General features: G+C 72.1%; 22 protein-coding genes. 4 read left to right on the top strand and 18 right to left on the bottom strand.

Annotation, left to right across the window (positions count from 1 at the left end):
• Positions 1-189 precede the first annotated feature (189 nt).
• From AB0D28_RS04105 to AB0D28_RS04085, 5 genes are all read right to left on the bottom strand, one after another.
• Positions 190-1437, bottom strand: coding sequence for an LCP family protein (locus AB0D28_RS04105; protein WP_357382010.1), 1248 nt, complete (start codon positions 1435-1437; stop codon positions 190-192).
• Positions 1438-1511: 74 nt separating this feature from the next.
• Positions 1512-2489: an NAD-dependent epimerase/dehydratase family protein gene (locus AB0D28_RS04100; protein WP_357382008.1), complete on the bottom strand. Its 978-nt coding sequence runs from the start codon at positions 2487-2489 to the stop codon at positions 1512-1514.
• Positions 2490-2556: 67 nt separating this feature from the next.
• Positions 2557-4230: a cation acetate symporter gene (locus AB0D28_RS04095; RefSeq protein ID WP_357382006.1), complete on the bottom strand. Its 1674-nt coding sequence runs from the start codon at positions 4228-4230 to the stop codon at positions 2557-2559.
• Positions 4208-4576 carry a DUF485 domain-containing protein gene (locus tag AB0D28_RS04090; protein WP_357382004.1) on the bottom strand — a complete coding sequence of 123 codons (369 nt, stop codon included), beginning with the start codon at positions 4574-4576 and terminating at the stop codon, positions 4208-4210. The genes AB0D28_RS04095 and AB0D28_RS04090 overlap by 23 nt, the downstream gene beginning before the upstream one ends.
• A 238-nt stretch (positions 4577-4814) precedes the next feature.
• Positions 4815-5348: a flavin reductase family protein gene (locus tag AB0D28_RS04085; RefSeq protein WP_357382002.1), complete on the bottom strand. Its 534-nt coding sequence runs from the start codon at positions 5346-5348 to the stop codon at positions 4815-4817.
• Positions 5349-5404: 56 nt separating this feature from the next.
• Here AB0D28_RS04085 and AB0D28_RS04080 point away from each other — a divergent pair, with 56 nt between their 5' ends.
• Positions 5405-5662: a hypothetical protein gene (locus tag AB0D28_RS04080; protein WP_357382000.1), complete on the top strand. Its 258-nt coding sequence runs from the start codon at positions 5405-5407 to the stop codon at positions 5660-5662.
• Positions 5663-5683: 21 nt separating this feature from the next.
• On the opposite strand, the gene AB0D28_RS04075 is transcribed toward AB0D28_RS04080, so the two are convergent.
• From AB0D28_RS04075 to AB0D28_RS04055, 5 genes are all read right to left on the bottom strand, one after another.
• Entirely contained in the window at positions 5684-6175 is a 492-nt protein-coding gene (locus AB0D28_RS04075) for an SRPBCC family protein (protein ID WP_357381998.1), read from the bottom strand.
• Positions 6175-7863: an ABC transporter permease gene (locus AB0D28_RS04070; RefSeq protein WP_357381996.1), complete on the bottom strand. Its 1689-nt coding sequence runs from the start codon at positions 7861-7863 to the stop codon at positions 6175-6177. Before AB0D28_RS04070 ends, AB0D28_RS04075 begins: the two co-directional genes overlap by 1 nt.
• Positions 7848-8612, bottom strand: a complete 765-nt coding sequence (locus tag AB0D28_RS04065; RefSeq protein WP_357381994.1) for an ABC transporter ATP-binding protein — start codon at positions 8610-8612, stop codon at positions 7848-7850. Before AB0D28_RS04065 ends, AB0D28_RS04070 begins: the two co-directional genes overlap by 16 nt.
• Before the next feature lie 82 nt (positions 8613-8694).
• Entirely contained in the window at positions 8695-10335 is a 1641-nt protein-coding gene (locus AB0D28_RS04060; protein ID WP_357381992.1) for a cation acetate symporter, read from the bottom strand.
• A complete protein-coding gene (locus tag AB0D28_RS04055) occupies positions 10335-10685 on the bottom strand; it encodes a hypothetical protein (RefSeq protein ID WP_354866788.1) in 351 nt (116 codons plus the stop codon). Before AB0D28_RS04055 ends, AB0D28_RS04060 begins: the two co-directional genes overlap by 1 nt.
• 310 nt (positions 10686-10995) lie before the next feature.
• Between AB0D28_RS04055 and AB0D28_RS04050 the strand changes: the two genes are divergently transcribed.
• A complete protein-coding gene (locus AB0D28_RS04050) occupies positions 10996-11547 on the top strand; it encodes a Uma2 family endonuclease (protein WP_357381990.1) in 552 nt (183 codons plus the stop codon).
• A 53-nt stretch (positions 11548-11600) separates the two neighbouring features.
• Complete coding sequence (locus tag AB0D28_RS04045; protein WP_357381988.1) at positions 11601-11774, top strand: hypothetical protein; 174 nt, start codon at positions 11601-11603, stop codon at positions 11772-11774.
• Between the two features lie 42 nt (positions 11775-11816).
• On the opposite strand, the gene AB0D28_RS04040 is transcribed toward AB0D28_RS04045, so the two are convergent.
• The 5 genes from AB0D28_RS04040 to AB0D28_RS04020 all read right to left on the bottom strand — a co-directional run bounded on the left by AB0D28_RS04040 (position 11817) and on the right by AB0D28_RS04020 (position 17278).
• Positions 11817-12491: a DUF5701 family protein gene (locus tag AB0D28_RS04040; RefSeq protein ID WP_357381986.1), complete on the bottom strand. Its 675-nt coding sequence runs from the start codon at positions 12489-12491 to the stop codon at positions 11817-11819.
• Between the two features lie 72 nt (positions 12492-12563).
• Positions 12564-13331: a LytTR family DNA-binding domain-containing protein gene (locus tag AB0D28_RS04035; RefSeq protein WP_357381984.1), complete on the bottom strand. Its 768-nt coding sequence runs from the start codon at positions 13329-13331 to the stop codon at positions 12564-12566.
• The gene (locus tag AB0D28_RS04030; RefSeq protein WP_357381982.1) at positions 13328-14551 is read right to left on the bottom strand and encodes a histidine kinase; all 1224 of its coding nucleotides are present in this window, start codon (positions 14549-14551) and stop codon (positions 13328-13330) included. Before AB0D28_RS04030 ends, AB0D28_RS04035 begins: the two co-directional genes overlap by 4 nt.
• A 33-nt stretch (positions 14552-14584) precedes the next feature.
• Entirely contained in the window at positions 14585-16093 is a 1509-nt protein-coding gene (locus tag AB0D28_RS04025; RefSeq protein WP_357381980.1) for a sugar transferase, read from the bottom strand.
• 324 nt (positions 16094-16417) lie between these two features.
• Positions 16418-17278 (bottom strand): DNA-formamidopyrimidine glycosylase family protein, encoded by an 861-nt coding sequence (locus tag AB0D28_RS04020; protein ID WP_357381978.1) that lies wholly within the window; start codon positions 17276-17278, stop codon positions 16418-16420.
• Between the two features lie 24 nt (positions 17279-17302).
• Here AB0D28_RS04020 and AB0D28_RS04015 point away from each other — a divergent pair, with 24 nt between their 5' ends.
• On the top strand, positions 17303-18577 hold the full coding sequence (locus AB0D28_RS04015; RefSeq protein WP_357381976.1) for a glycosyltransferase: 1275 nt from the start codon (positions 17303-17305) through the stop codon (positions 18575-18577).
• Between the two features lie 58 nt (positions 18578-18635).
• Here AB0D28_RS04015 and AB0D28_RS04010 read toward each other — a convergent pair whose 3' ends face one another.
• The 3 genes from AB0D28_RS04010 to AB0D28_RS04000 are packed head-to-tail and all read right to left on the bottom strand — an operon-like array spanning position 18636 to position 21119.
• Positions 18636-19358, bottom strand: a complete 723-nt coding sequence (locus AB0D28_RS04010) for a CDP-alcohol phosphatidyltransferase family protein (protein ID WP_357381974.1) — start codon at positions 19356-19358, stop codon at positions 18636-18638.
• A complete protein-coding gene (locus AB0D28_RS04005) occupies positions 19333-20400 on the bottom strand; it encodes an iron-containing alcohol dehydrogenase family protein (RefSeq protein WP_357381972.1) in 1068 nt (355 codons plus the stop codon). The genes AB0D28_RS04010 and AB0D28_RS04005 overlap by 26 nt, the downstream gene beginning before the upstream one ends.
• Positions 20388-21119, bottom strand: coding sequence for a phosphocholine cytidylyltransferase family protein (locus tag AB0D28_RS04000; RefSeq protein ID WP_357382296.1), 732 nt, complete (start codon positions 21117-21119; stop codon positions 20388-20390). Before AB0D28_RS04000 ends, AB0D28_RS04005 begins: the two co-directional genes overlap by 13 nt.
• Positions 21120-21145: the final 26 nt, after the last annotated feature.

Here is a 21145-nt window from a genome sequence, read left to right as displayed (position 1 = left end):
GGGGATCGGGGGCGGGACCACTTTACGTACTGGTTCTCGTTTCTGCGACCTCGTCGGGCGGCAATTCCCGTCAATCCCGGCCAACATCCTCGGGGTGTGGCCGAACGGGCAGGAGTAAGGAGCCGGTCGGCGGTTGGCCTCCGTGGTGGCGAGGATCCAGCACGCGACACAGGTCGTGCCGTGCCGGCGTCAGCCGCCCGCGCTGTCGCCCGAACCCTTCTGGTTGGCCTGCATCCACTCGGCCATCCGGTCCGCGGCGATCGCCTTGTACATCGCCAGCGCCTTCTCCCGATCGGACACCACCACCGACTGGCCGTCGATGGTCTGGCCGCCCAGGTGCGGGCTGGTGACGAACGTCAGGTTCTCGCCCCGCAGGCTGCGGAACTGCACTGCCATGTCGGTCAACGAGAATCCCTGGTCGACCGTGACGGCGGCGGTCACCGCCTTGAGGAAGTCGTTCAGCTTCTTCGGGTTGGTGAGCGTCCCGGTGCTCGCCGCCTTGTCCATCAGCGCCTTCAGGAACTCCTGCTGGTGCCGCATCCGGGCGAAGTCGCCGTCCGGGAACTGCTTGCGCTGCCGGACCCAGTCCAGCGCCTCGGCGCCGTTCATGTGGTTCACGCCCTTGGTGAACGTCCGGTACGGCTTGTGAATCGAGGTGATGGTCCGCTCCACCTTGAGGTCGACCCCGCCCAGCGCGTCGGTGACCTCCTTGAAGCCGCCGAAGTCGATGGCCATGACGTGGTCGATGCGTACGTCGGTGAAGCACTCCACGGTCTTCACCGCCAGCGGCAGGCCGCCGAACGCGAACGCCGCGTTGATCTTGTTGCGTGAGCCGGAGTCGCAGGACGCGCCGGCGCTCTCCGGGATCGGCACATACAGGTCGCGCGGCACCGAGACCAGGTAGGCGCTCTTGTGGTCGGCCGGGATGTGCATGACGATCACGGTGTCCGCGCGCCACTTGCCCGAGCCGTCGACAGGGGCGTCCGGGTCCCGCGAGTCGCTGCCCACGAGCAGGATGTTGAACGCGCCCTCGACCTGCTTGGCCGGCCGTCCCCCGGTGATCCCGGCGAACGGGTCGGTACGCGCCAGGTCGTCGTCCAGGTTGCGGGCGTAGAACCAGGCGCCGAGGCCGCCGAGCAGCGCCAGCACCAGCACCGCCACGCCGGCCACCAGGCCGATGCGCCCCCAGCGCGGCCGGGGACCACGCCGGCCGGACCCACCCGGACCGCCGCCGCCCGGACCACCGGGACCGGCCGGGCCCGCCGGGCCGCCGGGACCGCCGGAGCGGGGCGCCTCGTCGTGCGCGGGGTACCACCTGGTTTCCGAGGGCCGGGCACGCCCGGTGGCGGCCCGGCCGGAGCCGGGAACCGGGGCGCGGCCCGCGCCCCGGTTCAGGTGTCGGGGGAGCGGGGCGCCGGCAGACGAGGTCGCTGACATGTAACCGAGGGTAGGTCGGCCGGGCCACCGACGCCCTCGTACGCGCGCCGATGTCAGCCGCGTCCTCGGCGGGTTCAGTACCCGAGACGCTCGCGGAAGTACTCGATGGTGCGTCGGAGGCCGTCTTCGGGCGTGACGCTCGGCTCGTATCCGAGCAGTTCGCGGGCGAGGGTCAGGTCCGGGCGGCGCATCTCCGGGTCATCGGAAGCACGAGTGATGTAGCTCACCTCGGACGTGCTTCCGGTGAGTGACACGATCGTCTCGGCCAGTTGCCGCATCGACATCTCGTGCTCGGTGCCGCAGTTGATCGGCCCGGTCTCGGTCGAGTCCAGCAGCAGCAGGATGCCGCGCACCAGATCGTCGACGTAGCAGATCGACCGGGTCTGGTTGCCGGTGCCGTGCACCGTGATCGGCTCCCCACGCAGCGCCTGGGAGATGAACGTCGGGATGGCCCGGCCGTCGTCCGGTCGCATCCGGGGGCCGTACGTGTTGAAGATCCGCACGATCGCCGTGTCGGTGCCCCGGCTGCGGTGGTAGGCCATGGTGGCCGCCTCGGAGAACCGCTTCGCCTCGTCGTAGACGCTCCGGATGCCGATCGGGTTGACGTTGCCCCAGTACGTCTCGCGCTGCGGGTGCTCCTTCGGGTCGCCGTACGCCTCGGAGGTGGAGGCCATCAGGAACCGCGCGCCGTCGTCGGTGGCCCGCTCCAGCAGCGCCAGCGTGGCTACCGAGCCGACCCGGAGGATCTCCACCGGCAGCTTCTCGAAGTCGGTGGGGCTGGCCGGGGACGCCATGTGCAGGATGGCGTCGAACCGCTCGGCCATCGCCGGGTGCTGCGGCAGGCCTTCGGAGATGTCCGCCTCGACGAGGGTGAAGGTCGGCTTGTCCAGCAGGTGGGCCACGTTGTCCTTGGACCCGGTGACGAAGTTGTCCAGCACCACGACGGTGCAGCCGCGCTCGACGAGCCGGTCGACCAGGTGTGACGGGACGAAACCGGCGCCGCCGGTGACGAGGATGCGGTGTCCGGTACCGAAGCGGGGAGCGACCTTCATGGCGGTCAGCCTATACACGCGAGGCGGGGCCCCCGCGTAAGGCAGGGACCCCGCTCGACGGTGGTGATCAGTGCGCGCCGGCTCCGGTGAGCGAGCGCACCTCCAGCTCCGCGTACTTCTCCTCGTCGCTCTCCTTCGACAGGATCGTGCCGAGCCAGCCGCACAGGAAGCCGAACGGGATCGAGATGATGCCCGGGTTCGACAGCGGGAACCAGTGCCAGTCGTGGTCGGGGAACATCGCCGTCGGCACGCCGGAGACGACCGGCGAGAAGAAGACGAGCACCACGGCGGCGAGCAGGCCGCCGTAGATCGCCCAGACCGCGCCCGAGGTGTTGAACCGCTTCCAGAACAGGCTGTAGAGGATCGCCGGCAGGTTGCCCGACGCGGCGACCGCGAACGCCAGCGCGACCAGGAACGCCACGTTCAGGTTCTGCGCGTAGATCGACAGCACGATCGAGACCGCGCCGATCACCAGCGCGGAGACCCGGGCGACAGTCACCTCCTGCCGTTCCGACGCCTGCCCGTTCTTCATCACGTTGGCGTAGAAGTCGTGCGCCAGGCTGGACGACGACGCCAGGGTCAGCCCGGCGACCACCGCGAGGATCGTGGCGAACGCGACCGCCGCGATGATCGCCAGCAGTGTCGCGCCGCCCAGGTCTCCGCCGAGGAACTGCTCGCCCAGCTTCTCGGCGAGCTGTGGCGCCGCGGTGTTGCCCGCCTTGTCCTGCGCGGTGATCTCCGACCCGCCGACGATCGCCGCCGCGCCGAAGCCGAGCGCCAGGGTGAGCAGGTAGAAGGTGCCGATGATGCCGATCGCCCAGAGCACGCTCTTGCGGGCCGCCCGCGCGGTCGGCACGGTGTAGAAGCGGATCAGGATGTGCGGCAGGCCGGCCGTGCCGAGGACCAGCGCGATGCCCAGCGAGAGCAGGTCCATCTTGCTGTAGAACGTCTTCAGCGCGTCGCCGGGTGTCTCCACGCCGTAGCGCAGCCCGGGTTCGAGGAACGCCGCTCCCTTGCCCGAGGCGCTGGCCGCGTCGCCGAGCAGCGAGGACAGGTTGAACTTGTACTTGGCGAGCACCAGCAGCGTCATCGCCAGCGCGCCGCCCATCAGCAGGAACGCCTTGACGATCTGTACGTACGTGGTGCCCTTCATGCCGCCGACCGTCACGTAGATGATCATCAGGGCACCGACCATGATGATGGTGGCGACCTTGGCGGTGTCGGCGTCCATGCCGAGGAACGTGGTGTCCGGCTTGATGCCGAGCAGCAGGGCGACGAGCGCGCCCGCGCCGACCATCTGGGCCAGCAGGTAGAAGATCGACACGGTGATGGTGGAGACCGCCGCCGCCGTCCGCACCGGCCGCTGCCGCATCCGGAACGCGAGTACGTCAGCCATCGTGTACCGGCCGGAGTTGCGCAGCAGTTCGGCCACGAGCAGCAGCGCCACCAGCCAGGCGACCAGGAAGCCGATCGAGTAGAGGAAGCCGTCGTAGCCGTAGAGCGCGATGATGCCGGCGATGCCGAGGAACGACGCGGCCGACATGTAGTCGCCGCCGATCGCCATGCCGTTCTGGAAGCCGGAGAAGGACCGGCCGCCGGCGTAGAAGTCGGTGGCGGTCTTGGTCTGCCGGCTGGCCCAGACGGTGATCGCCAGCGTGATGGCCACGAAGACCAGGAACAGCGTGATGGTGAGGTTCCGGGCGGTGGTGCTGCCCGCCTCAGCCGCGAGGACCGTGTTCATGGGTCACCTCCCCCATCTCGTCGCGGATCCGGTCGGCGACCGGATCGATCCGGCGGTTGGCGAACCGCGAGTAGAACCAGGCGATGAGGAACGTGGAGACGAACTGGAGCAGGCCGAAGACCAGGGCGACGTTGATGTTGCCGATCAGCTTCGTGCCCATGAATCCCCGCGCGTACGCGGAGAGGATGACGTAGAGCGCGTACCACAGGAAGAACGCGACGGTCATCGGGAAGACGAAGCCGCGCAGCGTGCGCCGCAACCCGGCGAACTCGTCCGACCGCTGGACGGCGAGGTACCGTTCCGCCGCCGACTCGGCGGGTGCGGACGCGGGTGTGTCCGTGGACATCTGTGGATCACCACCTTCGCAAGGCGTGGGGAGTTTCGCGCACCGTAGAGAGCGCGCTCCCGGCCCCGGAAGGCTCCGCCGCCCGGCGGCGAACGGTTGCGCCGAACGGCACCCCCACTGCGCCCAGTGACCCACATCACTCCGCTAACCGGTCACCCCCACCCGGCCGATCATGAGGTTGACGGCGACAAATCGGACGCCGAGCGCCGTCAACTTCATGATCGACGGAGCTGGGGGGTCAGCCGGGGAGGTCGTGGTAGCGGCCTCGGTAGTGGAGCAACGGAGGGGTGTCCCGGGGCAGATCCACCGATTCGATGGTCGCCTCGATCAGCAGGCTCCAGCCGTACTCCCGGGCGGTGTCGAGGCGGCAGCCCGCCCACCCGCCGGCGTCGGCCGGCACCGGGCCGTACGGCGTCTCGGTCCAGGCGTCCAGCGCGAACAGGCCGCCGGGGGACGGGAACAGCCCGGCGAAGCGGTCGGCGAGCTGCCGGTGCCGCGGGCCCAGCGCGGCCACCGCGAACCGCCCGGCGTCCTCGACCGCCGCCCACAGGTCCGACTCCGGATCGATCAACCCGAGCAGCCGGTCCGGCTCGCCCTCGGCGACGAGCGTGGACGAGACGGTCAGCCCGGCCGGGCCGGGCGCGGTCCAGAGCGTCACCGGGGCGGCCAGCCGCCCGCGCAGCCGGCGTACCGGTGAACGTTGCGCGGCCGGTGCCGCGAACGGGTCGGTGGAATGGATCTGCGCGCCCGGCTCTGGATTCACGTGAAACATTGTGCCGCCCGGTCCGGCCCGGGCGCGGCTCGACGCCGGCGCCTACCCTGCCGGGCATGTCGCTGATCCCCCCGCACCAGATCGCCCAGGAACGGACGGTCGACGCCGACGCCGTCCTCGGCGGCCAGGTCGATCTCCGGGCCTATCCGCACCGGCACCTGATGATCGTCACCCGGCACAGGTGGGGCAGAAGCGGCTTACCGCTGCTCCTGGCGGCGGTCGAGCACCTGTCGAACTACGGCTGGGATCTGGTGAACGTGCTCGCCCTCTCCGAGGGTCCCGCCGTCTACGCGGTGATGCGCCGCACCGCCTGACGGCGGCCGGGGGCGCGCGGATCAGTCGTCGGCGAGCAGCCGGCGGGCGGCGGCCAGCACCTCCGGGTCGGCGCAGCCGGCCGCGTACCCGGCGATCCGGCGGCGGATGTCGCGCCCGAGCAACCACTGCCCGATCCGCTCGGCGACCGGGCGCAGGAACGCGGGGCGGCAGCGGAAGTTGTACCGCCACGTCGCGAGCGTGGTGCCGGGATCCGGGCCGGGCGCGAACCGCCAGCCGCCGCCGAACCGCTCGAAGAACCACGGTCCGCGCACCATCTTCATGCCGACGTTCGTCGGCGGTGACCAGGAGACGTACTCGCTGACCATGACCAGGCCGTGCCGGGAGCGGGTGTACGTGCGCACGCCCCGCCCGGGCCGCGTCGCGCCGTCGACGAAGTGCTGCTCGCGGACGAACGGATCCCAGCGGTACCGCACCGGGGCGGTGGTCTGGGAGACGGCGAACGCCAGCTCCGGGGGAACCGGGACCGTGGTGACCGCTTCGACGACGGGCATCAGCGCCTCGGGGTGACAGCGGCCAGCAGCTCCGGCTGCCGGTGATCGAGTGTGTCCCCCGCCAGGTACGCCCCCAGCAGTGCCGCGCCCCCGCCGTACGCCAGGCCGACCGGCAGCGCCAGCCAGAGCCACACGTCGCCGAGCAGCGCGGCGGCCACCACGAACGGCACCGCCGCCACCGCCGAGACGACCATGGAGACCAGGGTGAGCAGGCCCTTGGTGAAACCCGCACCGCTGTTCATGGCGAACGGGTTGCTCGACTCGGGCAGCGAGTAGGCGCCGAACACCGAGACGTACGCGTTGATCGCGAGCCCGCAGCCGTACGAGGCGATCAACGCGCCACCCATGACGCCGAGCCATCCGGGCCGGCCGAGGATGACGGCCAGCGCGATCGCGATCGCGACGAGCATCGGCAGCACGTAGATCGAGAACGCGGCCATCCGTGCCCGCAGCTCCACCCGGCCGGGCACCCCGGCGACCAGGTTCGCGGCGTACGCGCTGCCGTCGAAGCCGAACTGGTTGGCCAGCGTCAACGACGCGAGCGCCCCGACGAAGATCATGGAAAGGCTGACCAGCGCCGGGGAGGAATCACCGCCACCGAACTCCGCCCCGCCCTCGGTGGTGAACGACACGCCGCCGAGGTTGACCATCAGCGGCACGAACACACCGACCACGGCCACGGTGATCAGGTTGGCCCGCCGCCGGGCGTCCCGCCACCAGTAGCGGCACTCGCGGGCGACGAGCGCGCCGAACCGGTCCCGCCGGGCCCAGCCCACCGCGCGGGGGAAGAGTTGCGTGACCGCGCCGCCGGTCACGCCGCGCGGCGTCCGCGCGGGGCCGCTGCTCGCCGCGCCCACCATCGCCGTCTCCAGCGACCGGGACCACCAGAACAGGAGTACGCCGAGCGTCGCGAGCGCGATCAGCAGCTTCACCACCGCCGCGCCGGCCCGGCCCTGGGCCACCTCCAGACCGACGGTCCACGGTGCGCCGAACGGCGTCCAGCCGACCACCCGGGCCACACCGTCCAGCCGGCCCCAGTCGGTCTGCCGTACCGCCGCGAGCACCAGCAACTGCAGCGGCCCGAGCAGTGCGGCCAGCACGGCCAGCAGCACGGCGGCCAGGTCGCGTACCCGGCGGGAGCGCAGCATGGTGGCGAACGCGCTCGTCAGCGCGCGGGCGCCGGCCAGGCAGACGAGCAGCCCGACGACCACGCCGAGCGCGCCGGCCAGGGCGGCCGCCCAGCCGCCGAGCGCACCGGCGGTGACCACCAGCCCGGCTGCCGTGATCGCCGTCGCCAGGGCCGGCACGCTGACCAGGGCGGCGGCGAGCAGGCCGGTGACCAGGGTGCGGCGCGGCAGCGGCAGCAGCGCGAACCGGGCCGGGTCGAGCGTCTCGTCAACGCCGAAGAAGACGAGCGGCAGGAGCAGCCAGCCGAGCGTCAGCAGGCCACCACCGAGGGCGGAGACCATCAGCGCGTACCGGGACTCGTCGGCCAGCCCTGGCGCGGCGAGCAGGAAGAACCCGACGGCGGCGAACCAGAGCCCGAACAGCAGGCCGAGGACGAACAGTGCGATCCGCCAGGTCTGACCCCGGAAGTTGTTGCCGAGCACCCGCAGCTTGAGCCGGACGAAGTGCCAGGGTGACACGCGCCGGGCCGGCCGCTCGGGGACGGTCACCGGGACAGCCACGACAGCTCCTCGCCGGTCGCGGTCCGGCCGCCGACCACCTCCACGAAGACGTCTTCCAGCGACCGGTCGCCGCGCACCTCGGCCAGCGTGCCCACCTGCTTGATCCGGCCCTCGGCCAGGATCGCGACGTGGGAGCAGAGCCGCTCGACCACCTCCATCACGTGGCTGGAGAAGATCACCGTGCCGCCACCGCTGACGTACCGGTGCAGGATGTCGCGGATCAGCGCCGCCGAGACCGGGTCGACCGCCTCGAACGGCTCGTCCAGCACGAGCAGGCGCGGACCGTGCAGCAGCGCGCAGGCCAGCCCGATCTTCTTCTTCATGCCCGCCGAGTAGTCGACCACGAGCGTGCGGCCGGCGTCGGAGAGCGCCAGCACGTCGAGCAGCTCCGCCGCCCGCTGGTCGACCACCGCCGGGTCCATGCCACGCAGCAGACCGTGGTACGCCAGCAGCTCCGCCCCGCTGAGCCGGTCGAAGAGGCGTACGCCGTCCGGCATCACACCGAGCAGGCTCTTGGCGCGCACCGGGTCGGCCCAGACGTCGTACCCGAGCACCCGCGCCTCACCCGCGTCGGGCCGCAGCAGGCCGACGGCCATGGAGAGGGTGGTGGTCTTGCCCGCGCCGTTCGGGCCGAGCAGGCCGTAGAACGAGCCGGTCGGCACGGCGAGGTCGACGCCCGCCACCGCGACCTTGGTGTCGAAGCGCTTGGCCAGACCGCGAAGGGAGAGCGCCGCGTGCTGATCGGTCATGGTCCGACCGTATCGGGCTCCGGCCAGCGGCTGCTCGGGCGGCAGGATGATCTCGCGTCATCCCTGAGAGGTACGGCGCGGATCACAGGCGCAGCGACTCCGGGGTGTGCAGGCGGAGCATGGTGGCGCCGACGTCGCGGGGAAGACGCCGCCGGCTCGCCATCGACACCACCACCATCACCGTGAACGCCAGCGGCACCGTCCACGCGGCGGGCTGGGTGGTCAGCGTGGCCGGCCACCCGGTCAGCGGCGGGCCGAGCACGGTGAGCAGCACCGCCCCGACCGCCGCGCCGCCACCGACCAGCACCCCGGCGGCGGCGCCCAGGTCGGTCAGGCCACGCCACCAGATGCCGAGCACCAGCAGCGGGCAGAAACTCGACGCTGCCACCGCGAACGCCAGCCCGACCACCTGCGACACGTCGAGCCCGGAGACGTTCAGGGAGAGCACCGCGGGCACCGCCCCGGCGATCACAGTGGCGAGCCGGAAGCCGCGTACCGAGCCGCGCCCCAGCACGTCCGTGGAGATCACCCCGGCCACGCTGGTGAGCAGGCCGGACGAGGTGGAGAGGAACGCCGCGAACGCGCCGGCCGCGACGAGCGCGGCGAGCAGCCGGCCGGTGGTGCCGTCGCCGAGCGCCGCACCGGGCAGCAGCACCACCACCGCGTCGGTCTGGCCGCTCACCAGCAGTTGCGGGGTGTAGACGCGGCCCAGCACGCCGTAGACGGTGGGCAGCAGGTAGAAGACGCCGACGAGCGCCAGCACCACGAGCGTGGTGCGGCGGGCGGCGGCGCCGTCGGGGTTGGTGTAGAAGCGGACCAGCACGTGCGGCAGGCCCATGGTGCCGAGGAACGTGGCCAGGATCAGCGAGTACGTGGCGAACAGCCCGCGGTCGTCCTCGCCGGCCGTGTCCGGCAGCAGCCATTCGGTGGCGCCGTTGGCCGCGCCGGACACCTCCGGCACCGGGTCACCGGCGGCGAATTCGATGCGGTCGCCGGGGCGTACCTCCCGGATGTCGCCGTCGGGCAGGGTGAGGGTCGCGCGGTGCTCGACCACCACTGTGGTCGCGGTCCGGAACGTCGGCCCGTCGGGCGGGGTCACCGCCGGGCGGGCGTCGGCCTGCCACTGCAACGCCAGGAAGATCGCGGGTACGGCGAGGGCGGTGAGCTTCAGCCAGTACTGGAACGCCTGCACGAACGTGATCGCCCGCATGCCGCCCAGCGCCACGTTCGCGGTCACCACGACGGCGACGAGCAGCGCACCGAGCGGGTACGGCGAGCCGGTGAGCGTGGCGAGCGTCAGCCCGGCGCCCTGCAACTGCGGCACCAGGTAGAGCCACCCGATGAAGATCACGAAGACGGTGGCGAGCGTCCGCAGCCGGCGCGAGCCGAGCCGCACCTCGCAGAAGTCGGGCAGCGTGAACGCGCCGGAGCGGCGTAGCGGCGCGGCCACGAACAGCAGCAACGCCAGGTATCCGGCGGCGAAGCCGACGGGGTACCAGAGCACGTCCACGCCGTACTTCAGGATCAGCCCGGCGACGCCGAGGAAGCTCGCCGCCGACAGGTACTCCCCGCCGATCGCGGCGGCGTTCCAGGTGGGGCTCACCGCCCGGGAGGCGACCAGGAAGTCCGAGGTGGTCCGGGCCAGCCGCAGCCCGTAGAAGCCGATGCCGACGGTGACCAGTGTGACGGCGACTATCGCCGGGACCACGTAGTCGTTCGACATCAGCGTTCCGGCCGTCGGATCAGGTCGACGAAGTCCTGCTCGTTGCGTTCGGCCAGCCGCACGTACGCCCAGCCCACCACGATCAGGAACGGGAACGACACGACGCCGAGCAGCAGCCACGGCAGGTTGACCCCGAGCACCGTCACCCGGCCGACGGTGGGCGCGATGGCGAACAGCCAGGGCAGGCCGCCGAGCCCGATCAGCACCAGCAGGCTGAGCCGCAGCGCCAGCGAGAGCTGGGCGCGCATCAGCCCACGTACGAGCGTCTCGCCGACCGGGGTCTGCTGGGTCAGCTCGGAGCGGGCGCGGTCGGCCGGGCTGCCCACCCGGGAGACCTCGGCCAGCACGATCCGGGTCCGCTTCGGCGCGGCGGCCGGCTGTGGCCCGCTTTCCGGCTCGCGATGGCCGGGCGTGCGGGACGTGCGAGGGCCCGGAACCGGGGCGGCCTCGGCGGCCCGGCCCGGAGGGTGCTGTTCCTCGGCTCCGGTCACCCCCGGCAGTCTCGCCCGCTCAGCGGGAATGTCAAGGGCACAATTCCGAGCCCTGTGCACAACCTGTGGATAACGCTTCACGCCTGTGGATAACCCGGTGGATGGCGCGGAGTCGTTGTGGACGACCGGACGGGGTGTCAGGGTGAGCCGGTAGAGAGGAGGTGTGACAGTGACCAGCCCGGCACGGCCCGGCAGCGGCGACGTCTGGACGGTGGACGACCTCCAGGATCTCCCCGAGGACGGTCAGGACTACGAGATCTTCGACGGGAGCCTGCTCGTGTCCCCACACGCCGACGTCCGGCACGGTGCGATCGCCAACCGCCTCCGCCGGCTCCTCGACCGGCAGGCGCCGCCCGGTCTGCTCGTCGGGCAGGACGTCGGCGTCAGCGCGAACCGCTCGTCCTACTTCGTGCCGGACGTCTTCGTCGCCCGCGAGGAGGCGTTGGAGCGTGGAGGCCCGGCGCTCACCCCGGCCGACGTGCTGCTCGTGGTCGAGGTCGTCTCGCCCGGCAACGCCGGCCGTGACCTGGTGCTCAAGCGCCACGAGTACGGCGTGGCCGGCATCGCGAACTACTGGCTCGTGGAGCCGCGCAAGCAGACCGTGACGGTGCTGGAGAACGCCGGTGGCCGTTACCGCGAGTCAGTGGTGCTCTCCACGGCCGACGTGTACCGCGCCGATCGGCCGTTCCCGCTCGTCCTGCCGGTCGGCGAGATCTTCTGAAAGAACCCCGGAACCTTCCCGCCGTCCCGTAAGTGGACAGGTGGGGAGAGGGGGTGACAGTGCCCGACGGTGATCTGATCGCGGAGCTCTACGCGGGGTCCTTCCGCCGGCTGGTGGTCCAGCTCTACGCGGTGACCGGTGACCTGAGCGAGGCCCGGGAGGCGGACCATCTGGTCCTCACGCCTGACGGACAGGTCTGGACGCGGATCCTGCTGGTGTCCTCCTGACCGTGCCGGGGCGGGACGGTGTCGGCCCGCCCCGGCCACCGCTCAGTCCAGCCCCACCCGTACCGGGTTGGCGGTCGCCGAGCCGAGCCAGGTGTGCGGGTTGCCGAACCAGCACCAGCCGAGCTTCGGCGCACCCTGGCTGATCCAGAGCGCCGGCACCCGCCGGTCGCGGCAGCGCGATCCGACGAGCGAGAAGCACCTGTTGCTCGCCAGCGCCGCCGGGTGCAGCGTGACGAACGCCAGTCCCTCGTCGATGGTGATCGGCAGCCGGTCCTTCGTGGTCATGTCCTCCAGCGCCGCGGACGGCGGCACGTTGCGGTACTCCTCGCCCCGGTCCACGTCGAAGAGCAGGTACGCGGGACCGGCCGGCACCTCCAGTTCCTTGATCGGGTGGAAGGTGGGCAGGTCGTCGGCGGGGAAGTTGCGGTCCAGGACACCGGTCTTGCGCTTGCCGGCGAGCGTGGTGAGCGCGATTCGCTCCGGTACCGGCACCAGCTCCCGCGTGGTCACCAGCAGGAACGGCACGCGCGCGTCGGTGGGGGCGGCCAGCCCGGCGGCACCGGTGACGGCCGCGTCGCGCAGTGGGCTGAGCAGCGCGCGGAACTCCTCCTCGGTCTGACCGGCCAGCGCCGGGTAGCCGAGCCGCACGAGGCGCTCGAGCTGGCTGTCGAATTCGGTGGCGGCGTCGAAGCGGGCGTCGGACATGCGGTCCCCCATGCTGTCGTACGGTCTGCCGTACATTGTACGCCAACGTCGGGCGAGGGCGGCCGCCGGACGCGAACCCGGCCCTCAGCGGTTCCAGTCCTGCTTCGCGGCGCGGACCAGCTTGTCCTTCAGCTCCCGGGTGTGCCGGCGGCTCACCGGCAGCTCCGACCCGTCGATCACCACCACGTAGCCGGAGTTGACCAGCCGCAGCTCGGCGATCAGCCGCAGCTGCACCAGATAGGAGCGATGGATGCGGACGAACCCGGCATCGGCCCAGCGCTCGGCGAGCGTGGCCAGCGAGACCCGGACCAGGTGCGACCCCTCCGCCGTGTGCAGCCGCGCGTAGTCGCCCTGCGCCTCCACCCACCGCACCGCCGAGCGGGGCAGCATCCGGGTGGTGCCGGCCAGCTCGATCGGGATGGTCGGATCCTCCTCCGCCCGGGCCAGCGCGGCCGGATGCGACGCCACCACCCGGGAACCGATCACCCGGCGCAGCGACTCGGACAGCCGCTCGGCGCGTACCGGCTTGCGCACGTAGTCGGTGGCACCCAGGTCGAACGCGTCCACCGCGCCGTCGTCGTACGCGGTGACGAACACGATCGCCGGCGGGCGGGCGAACCGGCGCAGCACCCGGGCCAGCTCCATGCCGTCCAGCCCCGGCATGCGGATGTCCAGGAACACCACGTCCACGTCGTCGTCGCGCAGCACGCGCAGCGCCTCGGTCGCGTCGCCGGCCGTGTGCAGCCGGGCCACCCGGGGGTCGGCGCGCAGGTGGTACGCCAGTTCGTCCAGCGCGGGCGGCTCGTCGTCCACCGCCAGCACCCGCAGGAACCCGGTGCCGGTGACTGTCATGACGACACCCGTACCCCGGGGTGGAACTTCGGCACACGCATGCTGACCTTCGTACCCGAACCCAGGCCGGTCTCCACGACCAGGCCGAACCCGTCCCCGAAGACCGACCGGAGCCGTTCGTCGACGTTCGACAGGCCGACGTGCTGCCCCGGGTCGTCGGCCGGGTCACCGGCCGCGCCGGACACCTCGGCGATGCCTGCGGTGAGCGTCGTCGGATCCATCCCCACCCCGTCGTCCTCCACCGTGATGTGACACTCGGCGCCCGCGTCCCGGGCCTCGATGCTCACCATGCCGGTGCCCGGCTTGCGGGACAACCCGTGCCGGACGGCGTTCTCCACGAGCGGCTGGAGGCAGAGGAACGGCAGCGTCACCGGCAGCACCTCGGGCGCGATCTGGAGGCGCACCTGGAGCCGCTCGCCGAAGCGTGCCCGCTCGATGGTCAGGTAGCGGTCGATCGAGCGCAGCTCCTCGGCGAGCGTGGTGAACTCGCCGTGCGCCCGGAACGAGTAGCGGGTGAACTCGGCGAACTCCAGGATCAGCTCCCGCGCCCGTTCCGGGTCGGTGCGCACGAACGAGCCGATCGCGGTGAGCGCGTTGTAGATGAAGTGCGGGCTGATCTGGGCGCGCAGCGCGCGTACCTCGGCCCGGGCCAGCCGCTCCCGCGACGACTCCAGCTCGGCCAGCGCGAGCTGGTCACCGGCCCAGTGCGCGGTCTCCAGCGTCGCCTGCACCAGACCCGGCGCCGGCCGCTCGTCGGCCACCGCCACCAACGCGCCGACCACCCGCCCGTCCGCGCGCAGCGGCGCCACCACCGCGCCGCGTACCGGGCAGTCGACCAGGTCGCAGCGCAGCTCCGACTCGCCCAGCACCGTGGAGCGCCCACTGTCGGCCGCCCGCCGGGCCGCCGCGACCAGCTGGTCGCCGTGGTGCGCCCCCTGCCCGTCGATCGCGAGCAACGCGTCCCGGTCCGTCAGCGCCAGCCCGGCCGCACCCACCAGGGCCCGCAGATGGCGTACGGCCTTCGCCGCGTCCGCCGCGGTCAGGCCAGCCCGCAGCGGCTCGGCCGCGAGCCCCGCGGTGTGCAGAACCTCGTACGTGGCCCGTTGCGTGGCGGTGGCGATGCCCCGCCGGCCGCGCAGCCGCAGCACCGCCCAGAGCGCCGCGGCCAGCGCGGTGACCAGCGAGACGACGGCGAAGACGGCGGAGAGGTTGCCACCCACGCAGCGATCCTGCCGGGTGCCGGCCCGATAGCGCTAGTACGCGCCCTTACGGGCCAGCACCACGCCGACGGTCCGCCACAGGATGCTCAGGTCGTACGCCAGCGACCAGTTGTCGACGTAGTAGAGGTCGAGCCGGACCGCCTCGTCCCAGGACAGGTCGGAGCGGCCGGAGACCTGCCACAGACCGGTCATGCCCGGCCGGACCAGCAGGCGGCGCCGGACGTCGCCGAGGAAGTCGCCGTCGTCGGCGGGCAGCGGGCGCGGGCCGACCAGCGACATCTCGCCCCAGAGCACGTTGATCAACTGGGGCAGCTCGTCCAGCGAGGTGGCCCGCAGGAAGCGGCCCACCGGGAAGACACGGGGGTCCTGCTTCATCTTGAACAGCATGCCGTCGGTCTCGTTCCGGTCGACCAGGCCGGCCAGCCGCTCCTCGGCGTCGACGTACATGGTGCGGAACTTCCAGACCCGGAACGTCCGCCCCTCGTGGCCGACCCGGGGCTGACGGAAGAAGACCGGCCCGGGGTCGGAGATGCGGATGGCGAGGCCGATGGCGAGGAAGAGCGGGACCAGCAGCAACAGGCCCAGCCCGGCGGCGACCCGGTCCATCAGGTTCTTGGCCAGCAGCGCCGGCCCGGACAGGGTCGGCTCCTCGACGTGCAGCAGCGGCAGGCCCTCGATCGGGCGGATGTGCACCCGGGGACCGGCGATGTCGGTGAGCTGGGGTGCGACCACAAGGTCGACACCGGAGCCCTCCAGCTGCCAGGCCAGCCGGCGCAGCTCGCCCGGCTCGGCGCTGGCCGAACCGCAGACCGCGATGGTGTCGCCGCCGACCTCCCGCACCAGGGCCAGCACGTCGCGGCCCGCGTACACCGGCACCGGGGTCTCCAGGCCGCGCGCGGCGGCGTACCCGTCGGTGAGGTGGATGGCCACCGGCACCAGGCCGACCGACGGGTTCCGGGTGACAGTGGTGTAGACCTCCAGGCACTCCGGGAGCGTGCCGACGAGCACCATCCGGTGCCCGGCGTGGCCGGCGCGGCGGCGCAGCGCGTGCAGGCAGGCCCGGGCGATCATGCGGCCGAGCAGGATCAGCAGCATCGCGCCGAGCAGCGCGAAGCCGACAGTCCACCGGGACAGGGAGTAGGTCTTCGTGGCGAAGGCGATGAACGAGACCGCCGCCGCCACCGCGACGCCGGCCCGGGTCACCCGCTTGAACTCGTCCGGGCCGAGACCCAGGTAGCGCCGGTCGTAGGCCCGGTTGCCCCAGAGGAAGAGCAGCCACCCGAGCGGCAGGAGCACGAACGCCACGGTGTAGAACCAGGCCTGCGGCGAGTTGCGGAAGCCGGAGTCGGCCTGCTCGAAGATCTGCACGGCCAGGAAGCTGGCCAGCGCGGCCGCGCCGAAGTCGAGCAGCAGCAAGAAGAAGATGTAGGGCCGGTGCCACCGGGACACCCGGCGCCGGGCGCGGGCCCACGCCGACCGGGGCACGCCGTTGTGCGACGGCGGAGTCGGCGGCTGGATCTCAAAGCTGTCGACGTGCCGCACGCTCTTGCTCCGGCCTCTTTCGGTTACCGGGCGCTGGAGGCTTGTCGTCACCTCAACCCATGTCCTCCCGCATGACCCGCGTCCTCACTCGGCGTGAGGGCCCGGGTCGCTCACCGTCCCAGTCTCCCACGCGGGCCCGGCCCGGACCGGCCCCCGCGAGGAAGCCGTTCCGCTGGTGCTCGGTGAGATCTGGCCGGCTCCGAATCAGTTGTGAAGCCGGGGACCGAGCCACTATACCGATGGATGACGGCTCGGGTAGAGGGGCGGACCGGACCTTCGGTGATCGCGGGCCGATTCCGCTCGGTAACCGGCGAATGCCATTACTCACCGTACGAGGCGGGACAACCTTCGGTCAGCCAGCGGCTTGCCGCCGGTCTGACAGGTGGGGCAGTACTGGAGGCTCGAATCGGCGAACGAGACCTCCCGCACGGTGTCGCCACAGACCGGACACGGCAGTCCCTTGCGGGCGTGCACCTTCAGGCCCGAGCGCTTCTCACCCTTCAGCTCGGCGGCCCGCTGCCCCATCGACCGGCGCACCGCGTCACCCAGGACCGCGCGCGTCGCCGCGTGCAGACCGGCGAGCTGATCGTCGGTGAGCCGGTCGGTGATCGCGAACGGCGAGAGCCGCGCCGCGTGCAGGATCTCGTCCGAGTACGCGTTCCCGACGCCGGCCAGCACCGACTGGTCGGTCAGCACACCCTTCACCTGACCCCGTCGGCTGCGCAGCCGTTCGGCGAAGGTCGGCAGGTCCGCCTCCAGCGCGTCCGGCCCGAGCTTGGACACACCCGGCACCTGCGCCGGCTCGGTGACCAGGTAGGCGGCCAGCTTCTTCTGGGTGCCCGCCTCGGTCAGGTCGAAGCCGGAGCCGTCGTCGAGGCGTACCCGCACCGCGATCGGGCCCTTGCCCGGTCGCAGCGGGGCCGCCGACGGGAACGCCTCCCGGTAGTGCAGCCAGCCCGCCCGGGCCAGGTGGACCACCAGGTGCAGTCCCTCGTCGAACCGGACGTCCAGGAACTTGCCGTACCGGCCCGCGCCGGTGACCGCCCGGCCGGTGACCGCGCTCGGCGGCGGGTCGTACGTCTTCAGCGCGCTGATCGCGGCGACCTCGAACCGCTCGACGCGGCGGCCCACCGCACGCTCGCGCAGGTAACCGGCGAGCGCTTCCACCTCCGGTAGTTCGGGCATCGTCCAACGGTAGCCTTCTTTCCCGTGAGAATCGTGGTGGCGCACAACCGGTACCGGGAAGCCCAGCCCTCCGGCGAGAACACCATCGTCGACGCGGAGATCGCCCAGCTCACCGCCGCCGGCGTGGAGGTGCTGCCGTTCCTGCGCAGCTCCGACGAGATCCCGTCGATGTCCAAGCCGGCCAAGGCGCTGCTGCCGATCTCGCCGATCTGGGCCCCGAAGGCCCAGCACGACCTCGACCGCCTGCTCACCGAGCACCGGCCGGACGTGTTGCACCTGCACAACCCGTACCCTCTGCTCTCGCCCTGGGTGGTGCGGACCGCGCACAAGCGCGGGGTGCCGGTGGTGCAGACGGTGCACAACTACCGGCAGGTCTGCTCCTCCGGCCTCTACTTCCGCGACGGCGTGATCTGCCAGGACTGCCGGGGCCGGACGCTGGGCGTGCCGGCGATCGTGCACCGCTGCTACCGCAACTCGCGGGTGCAGAGCGCGCTGATGGCGACCACGCTCGCCGTGCACCGCCCCACCTGGAAGTCGGTGGACCGGTACATCGCGCTCACCACGGCGGTCGCCGACCACCTGCGCGACTACGGCATCCCGGACGACCGGATCGTGGTCAAGCCGAACGCCGTGCCCGACCCGGGCACCCCGGCGCCGGTCGGCAACGGCTTCCTCTTCATGGGGCGGCTCAGCCCGGAGAAGGGCCTGGACCTGCTGCTCGCGGCATGGCGGCGGCATCCGGTGGGCGCGCTCGGCCCGCTGCGCATCGCCGGTGACGGCGAGCTGCGTCCGCTCGCCGAGGCGGCCGCCGCCGAACGGCCCGACGTGCTCTACCTGGGCCAGCTCGACCGTTCCGGGGTACGCGCGGCGCTTGCCGACAGCTCCGTGGTGCTGGCCACCTCCACCTGGCACGACGTGCTGCCCACCGTGATCATCGAGGCGCTGGCGGCCGGTCGTCCGGTGCTCGGCACCGCGCTCGGCGGGATCCCGTACCTGGTGGGCGCGGACGGGCCGCGCGAGCCCGCCGGGACCGGACCGGCCGAGGTGGCCACCGCGGCGCCGGGCGACGGTCGGGTCGCGTTGCCGTCCGGGGTGCGGCGCGGCGAGGCCGGCTGGGTGGTGGCGCCCGAGGCCGACGCGCTGGCGGCGGCACTGCCCCTGGCCGCCGCCGAGGCGACCGCGCTGGCCCCGGCGGCTCGCGGCCGCTACGAGCGCACGTTCCACCCCGACGTGATCACCAAGCGCCTGATCGACGTGTACGCCGGCCTGGCCGCTCCCGGAGGCCGTCCCGCGCGCTGAGCCCAGGTGTTAGGAAGGGCCCCTTTTTATGCACGAGGCGTTAATAGGGGGCCCTTCCTTACCGCAGGGAGGCGCGGGCGGAGAAGGCGATGCTGGCCAGGAGGAAGCCGCCGTTCACCACGGTGAACGCGATCATCAGCCAGAACGCCAGCGCGGGCGCGAAGGCCAGCACCAGACCGGCCACGAAGATCACCGCGCCGTAGTCGCGGACCAGCTTCACCAGGCGCACCGGGAGCGACGTCGAGGTGACCATGCTCGCCGCGTTCGGCCCGGACTGCATCACCGACGTCACCAGGTTGACCATCCAGGTGCCGGCGAACACCGCCACCAGCCAGGCGGGCGTGGACGGGCGCTGCGCCACCGCTGTCGCGCCGATCGCGGCGACAAGCGCGATCTGGGCGGCCACGTCGCAGAGCACGTCGATCCGGGCACCGGCCGCGCTGCCCTGACCGGTGACCCGGGCGAGCTGCCCGTCGGCGCAGTCCAGCGCGTACGCGATCTGCCACGCGACAAGCGCGACCAGCCCGACCACCCAGGCCGGTACGGTGCCGGCGGCCACGTCGTCGGCGAGCGCCACCACTGTGATCGAGGCGGCCAGTCCCAGCACCAGGTTGGTGAGCGTCAGCGCGGTCGGGCGCAACCCGAGCCGCTGCGCGGCGAGCGCGAAGGCCGCCCCGATCCACTGGCTGATCGACTCGCTGAACAGGCCGCCTCCCCGGTTGACCCGGTGGAAGTCGGCGACGGTGGGGCGGGGCTCAGCCAATGTGGTCGCGGAGGGCACCGGCGTAGTCTGCCAGCCGCTCCCGCGTCTCGGAAGCGGACATCGCGAGGTGTTCGAGGATGGTGTAGCGGTCCGGCCGGGTGGCCGGCGCGAACTGCACCGCCTCGACGAACTGGTCGTCGGTCAGCTCGACCTCGGCGGGCAGCCGGGGCAGCCCGTGCCGGGTCAGGCAGGCAGCCATCTCGGCGAACCGGCGCTCGTCGCCGCGCAGGAACGTGCAGAACAACGCACCGAGCCCGGCCAGCTCGCCGTGCGAGGCGGTGCCGGGGAACAGCGCGTCGATCGCGTGCATGATCTCGTGGCAGCCGCCGCTGCACGGGCGGCTGGTGCCCTCGATCGCCATCGCCAGGCCACTGGAGATCAGCGCGTCGGCGAGTACGGTGACGAAGCCGTCGTCGTTCATGTCGCCCGGGTGGTTGAGCACCGCCTCGGCGCCGGCCCGCGACAGCGAGGCGGCCAGCCCGTCGACCCGCTCCCCACGCACCCGCCGGGCCAGTTCCCAGTCCGCCAGCGCACTGATGTTGCTGACCACGTCGCCGACGCCGGCCCGGTTGTGCCGCTCCGGCCCGGCCTCCACGAAGTCCAGGTCGACGATCACGGCGATCGGGATGTGCACGCCGTAGGAGCCCTTCAGGCCCTCGGTGATGAGGCTGGCCACCGGGGAGGCGATGCCGTCGTTGGCGAGGCTCGTCGCCACCGACACCATCGGCAGGCCGCGCCGGGTCGCGGCGTACTTGGCCACGTCGATGGTCTTGCCGCCGCCGATGCCCACGACCGCGTCGTACGACCGGGTGCGCAGCTTCGCCCCCAGGTCGTCGGCGGCGTCGAGCGTGCCCCCGGCGACAGTGAACACGTCCGCCGAACGCAGCGACGGCCGGATCAGCTCGGCGATCCGCTCGCCCTGCCCCGGGCCGACCACCACGGCGACGTCGCCACCGGCCGAGATCCGCCCGTCGGAGAGGATCGCCGCCAGATCGGCCACCGCGCCCCGCCGCACGTCGATGTGCAGCGGGGTGAGGACGCTGCGGGCTAGTAGCGGCACGCGATCTCCCGCGCCCGGGCCAGGTCGGCGTGGTTGTCGACCTCGACCCAGGAGACGTCACCGATCGGGGCCGCCCGCACCTCGCCACCGCGCTCGGCGAACTCCTGGTAGCCGTCCTCGTAGTAGAGGTTCGGGTCACGCCGCCAGGTGGCCTCCAGCGCGTCGGCGAGCGCGTCGGCCACCTGCGGCTCGATCAGCGTCGCGCCGATGTACTCGCCGTACGCCTCGCCCGGGTCCATCAGCTTGGTGATCCGGGTGAGCTGGCCGGCCGCGTCGAAGGTGGTCTTCATCTCCTCCTCGGCCAGCGGCTTGAGCGTGTCCACGGCGAGCAGGATGCCGGGACCACGCTCGGCCAGCAGCGTCTTCTCCACGCTCACCGGGTGCACGGTGTCGCCGTTGACGAGCAGCACGCCCCGGGAGAAGTGCTCCCGCGCCAGCCAGAGCGAGTACGCGTTGTTCCACTCCTCGGCCTTGTCGTTGTGCACCAGGCTGATCGTGACTCCGTACTTCTCCTCCAGGGCGGCCTGGCGCTGCCGCACCGCGTCGGCCGCGTAGCCGACCACGATCACGACCTCGTTCAGCCCCACCTCGGCGAGGTTGCGCAGCGCGATGTCGAGGATGGTTGTCTCCCCGTCGACCGGCACCAGGGCCTTGGGCAGGGTGTCGGTGTACGGCCGCAGCCGGCGCCCCGCACCGGCGGCGAGCACCATCCCGATCATGCCGACACGCTCCTCTTCTCGACCCG

It is taken from the genome of Micromonospora sp. NPDC048169 (assembly GCF_040652815.1).
In the GTDB taxonomy this organism is placed as follows: domain Bacteria; phylum Actinomycetota; class Actinomycetes; order Mycobacteriales; family Micromonosporaceae; genus Micromonospora.
Note: the sequence above shows the minus strand (reverse complement) of the source record. Positions and strands in the feature narration are given on the sequence as shown.

Bases quoted from the DNA above. Each gene is read 5' to 3' on its own strand.
- AB0D28_RS04105 (WP_357382010.1), bottom strand. From the start codon at position 1,437: ATGTCAGCGACCTCGTCTGCCGGCGCCCCGCTCCCCCGACACCTGAAC.
- AB0D28_RS04100 (WP_357382008.1), bottom strand. From the start codon at position 2,489: ATGAAGGTCGCTCCCCGCTTCGGTACCGGACACCGCATCCTCGTCACC.
- AB0D28_RS04095 (WP_357382006.1), bottom strand. From the start codon at position 4,230: ATGAACACGGTCCTCGCGGCTGAGGCGGGCAGCACCACCGCCCGGAAC.
- AB0D28_RS04090 (WP_357382004.1), bottom strand. From the start codon at position 4,576: ATGTCCACGGACACACCCGCGTCCGCACCCGCCGAGTCGGCGGCGGAA.
- AB0D28_RS04085 (WP_357382002.1), bottom strand. From the start codon at position 5,348: ATGTTTCACGTGAATCCAGAGCCGGGCGCGCAGATCCATTCCACCGAC.
- AB0D28_RS04080 (WP_357382000.1), top strand. From the start codon at position 5,405: ATGTCGCTGATCCCCCCGCACCAGATCGCCCAGGAACGGACGGTCGAC.
- AB0D28_RS04075 (WP_357381998.1), bottom strand. From the start codon at position 6,175: ATGCCCGTCGTCGAAGCGGTCACCACGGTCCCGGTTCCCCCGGAGCTG.
- AB0D28_RS04065 (WP_357381994.1), bottom strand. From the start codon at position 8,612: ATGACCGATCAGCACGCGGCGCTCTCCCTTCGCGGTCTGGCCAAGCGC.
- AB0D28_RS04060 (WP_357381992.1), bottom strand. From the start codon at position 10,335: ATGTCGAACGACTACGTGGTCCCGGCGATAGTCGCCGTCACACTGGTC.
- AB0D28_RS04040 (WP_357381986.1), bottom strand. From the start codon at position 12,491: ATGGGGGACCGCATGTCCGACGCCCGCTTCGACGCCGCCACCGAATTC.
- AB0D28_RS04035 (WP_357381984.1), bottom strand. From the start codon at position 13,331: ATGACAGTCACCGGCACCGGGTTCCTGCGGGTGCTGGCGGTGGACGAC.
- AB0D28_RS04020 (WP_357381978.1), bottom strand. From the start codon at position 17,278: ATGCCCGAACTACCGGAGGTGGAAGCGCTCGCCGGTTACCTGCGCGAG.
- AB0D28_RS04000 (WP_357382296.1), bottom strand. From the start codon at position 21,119: ATGATCGGGATGGTGCTCGCCGCCGGTGCGGGGCGCCGGCTGCGGCCG.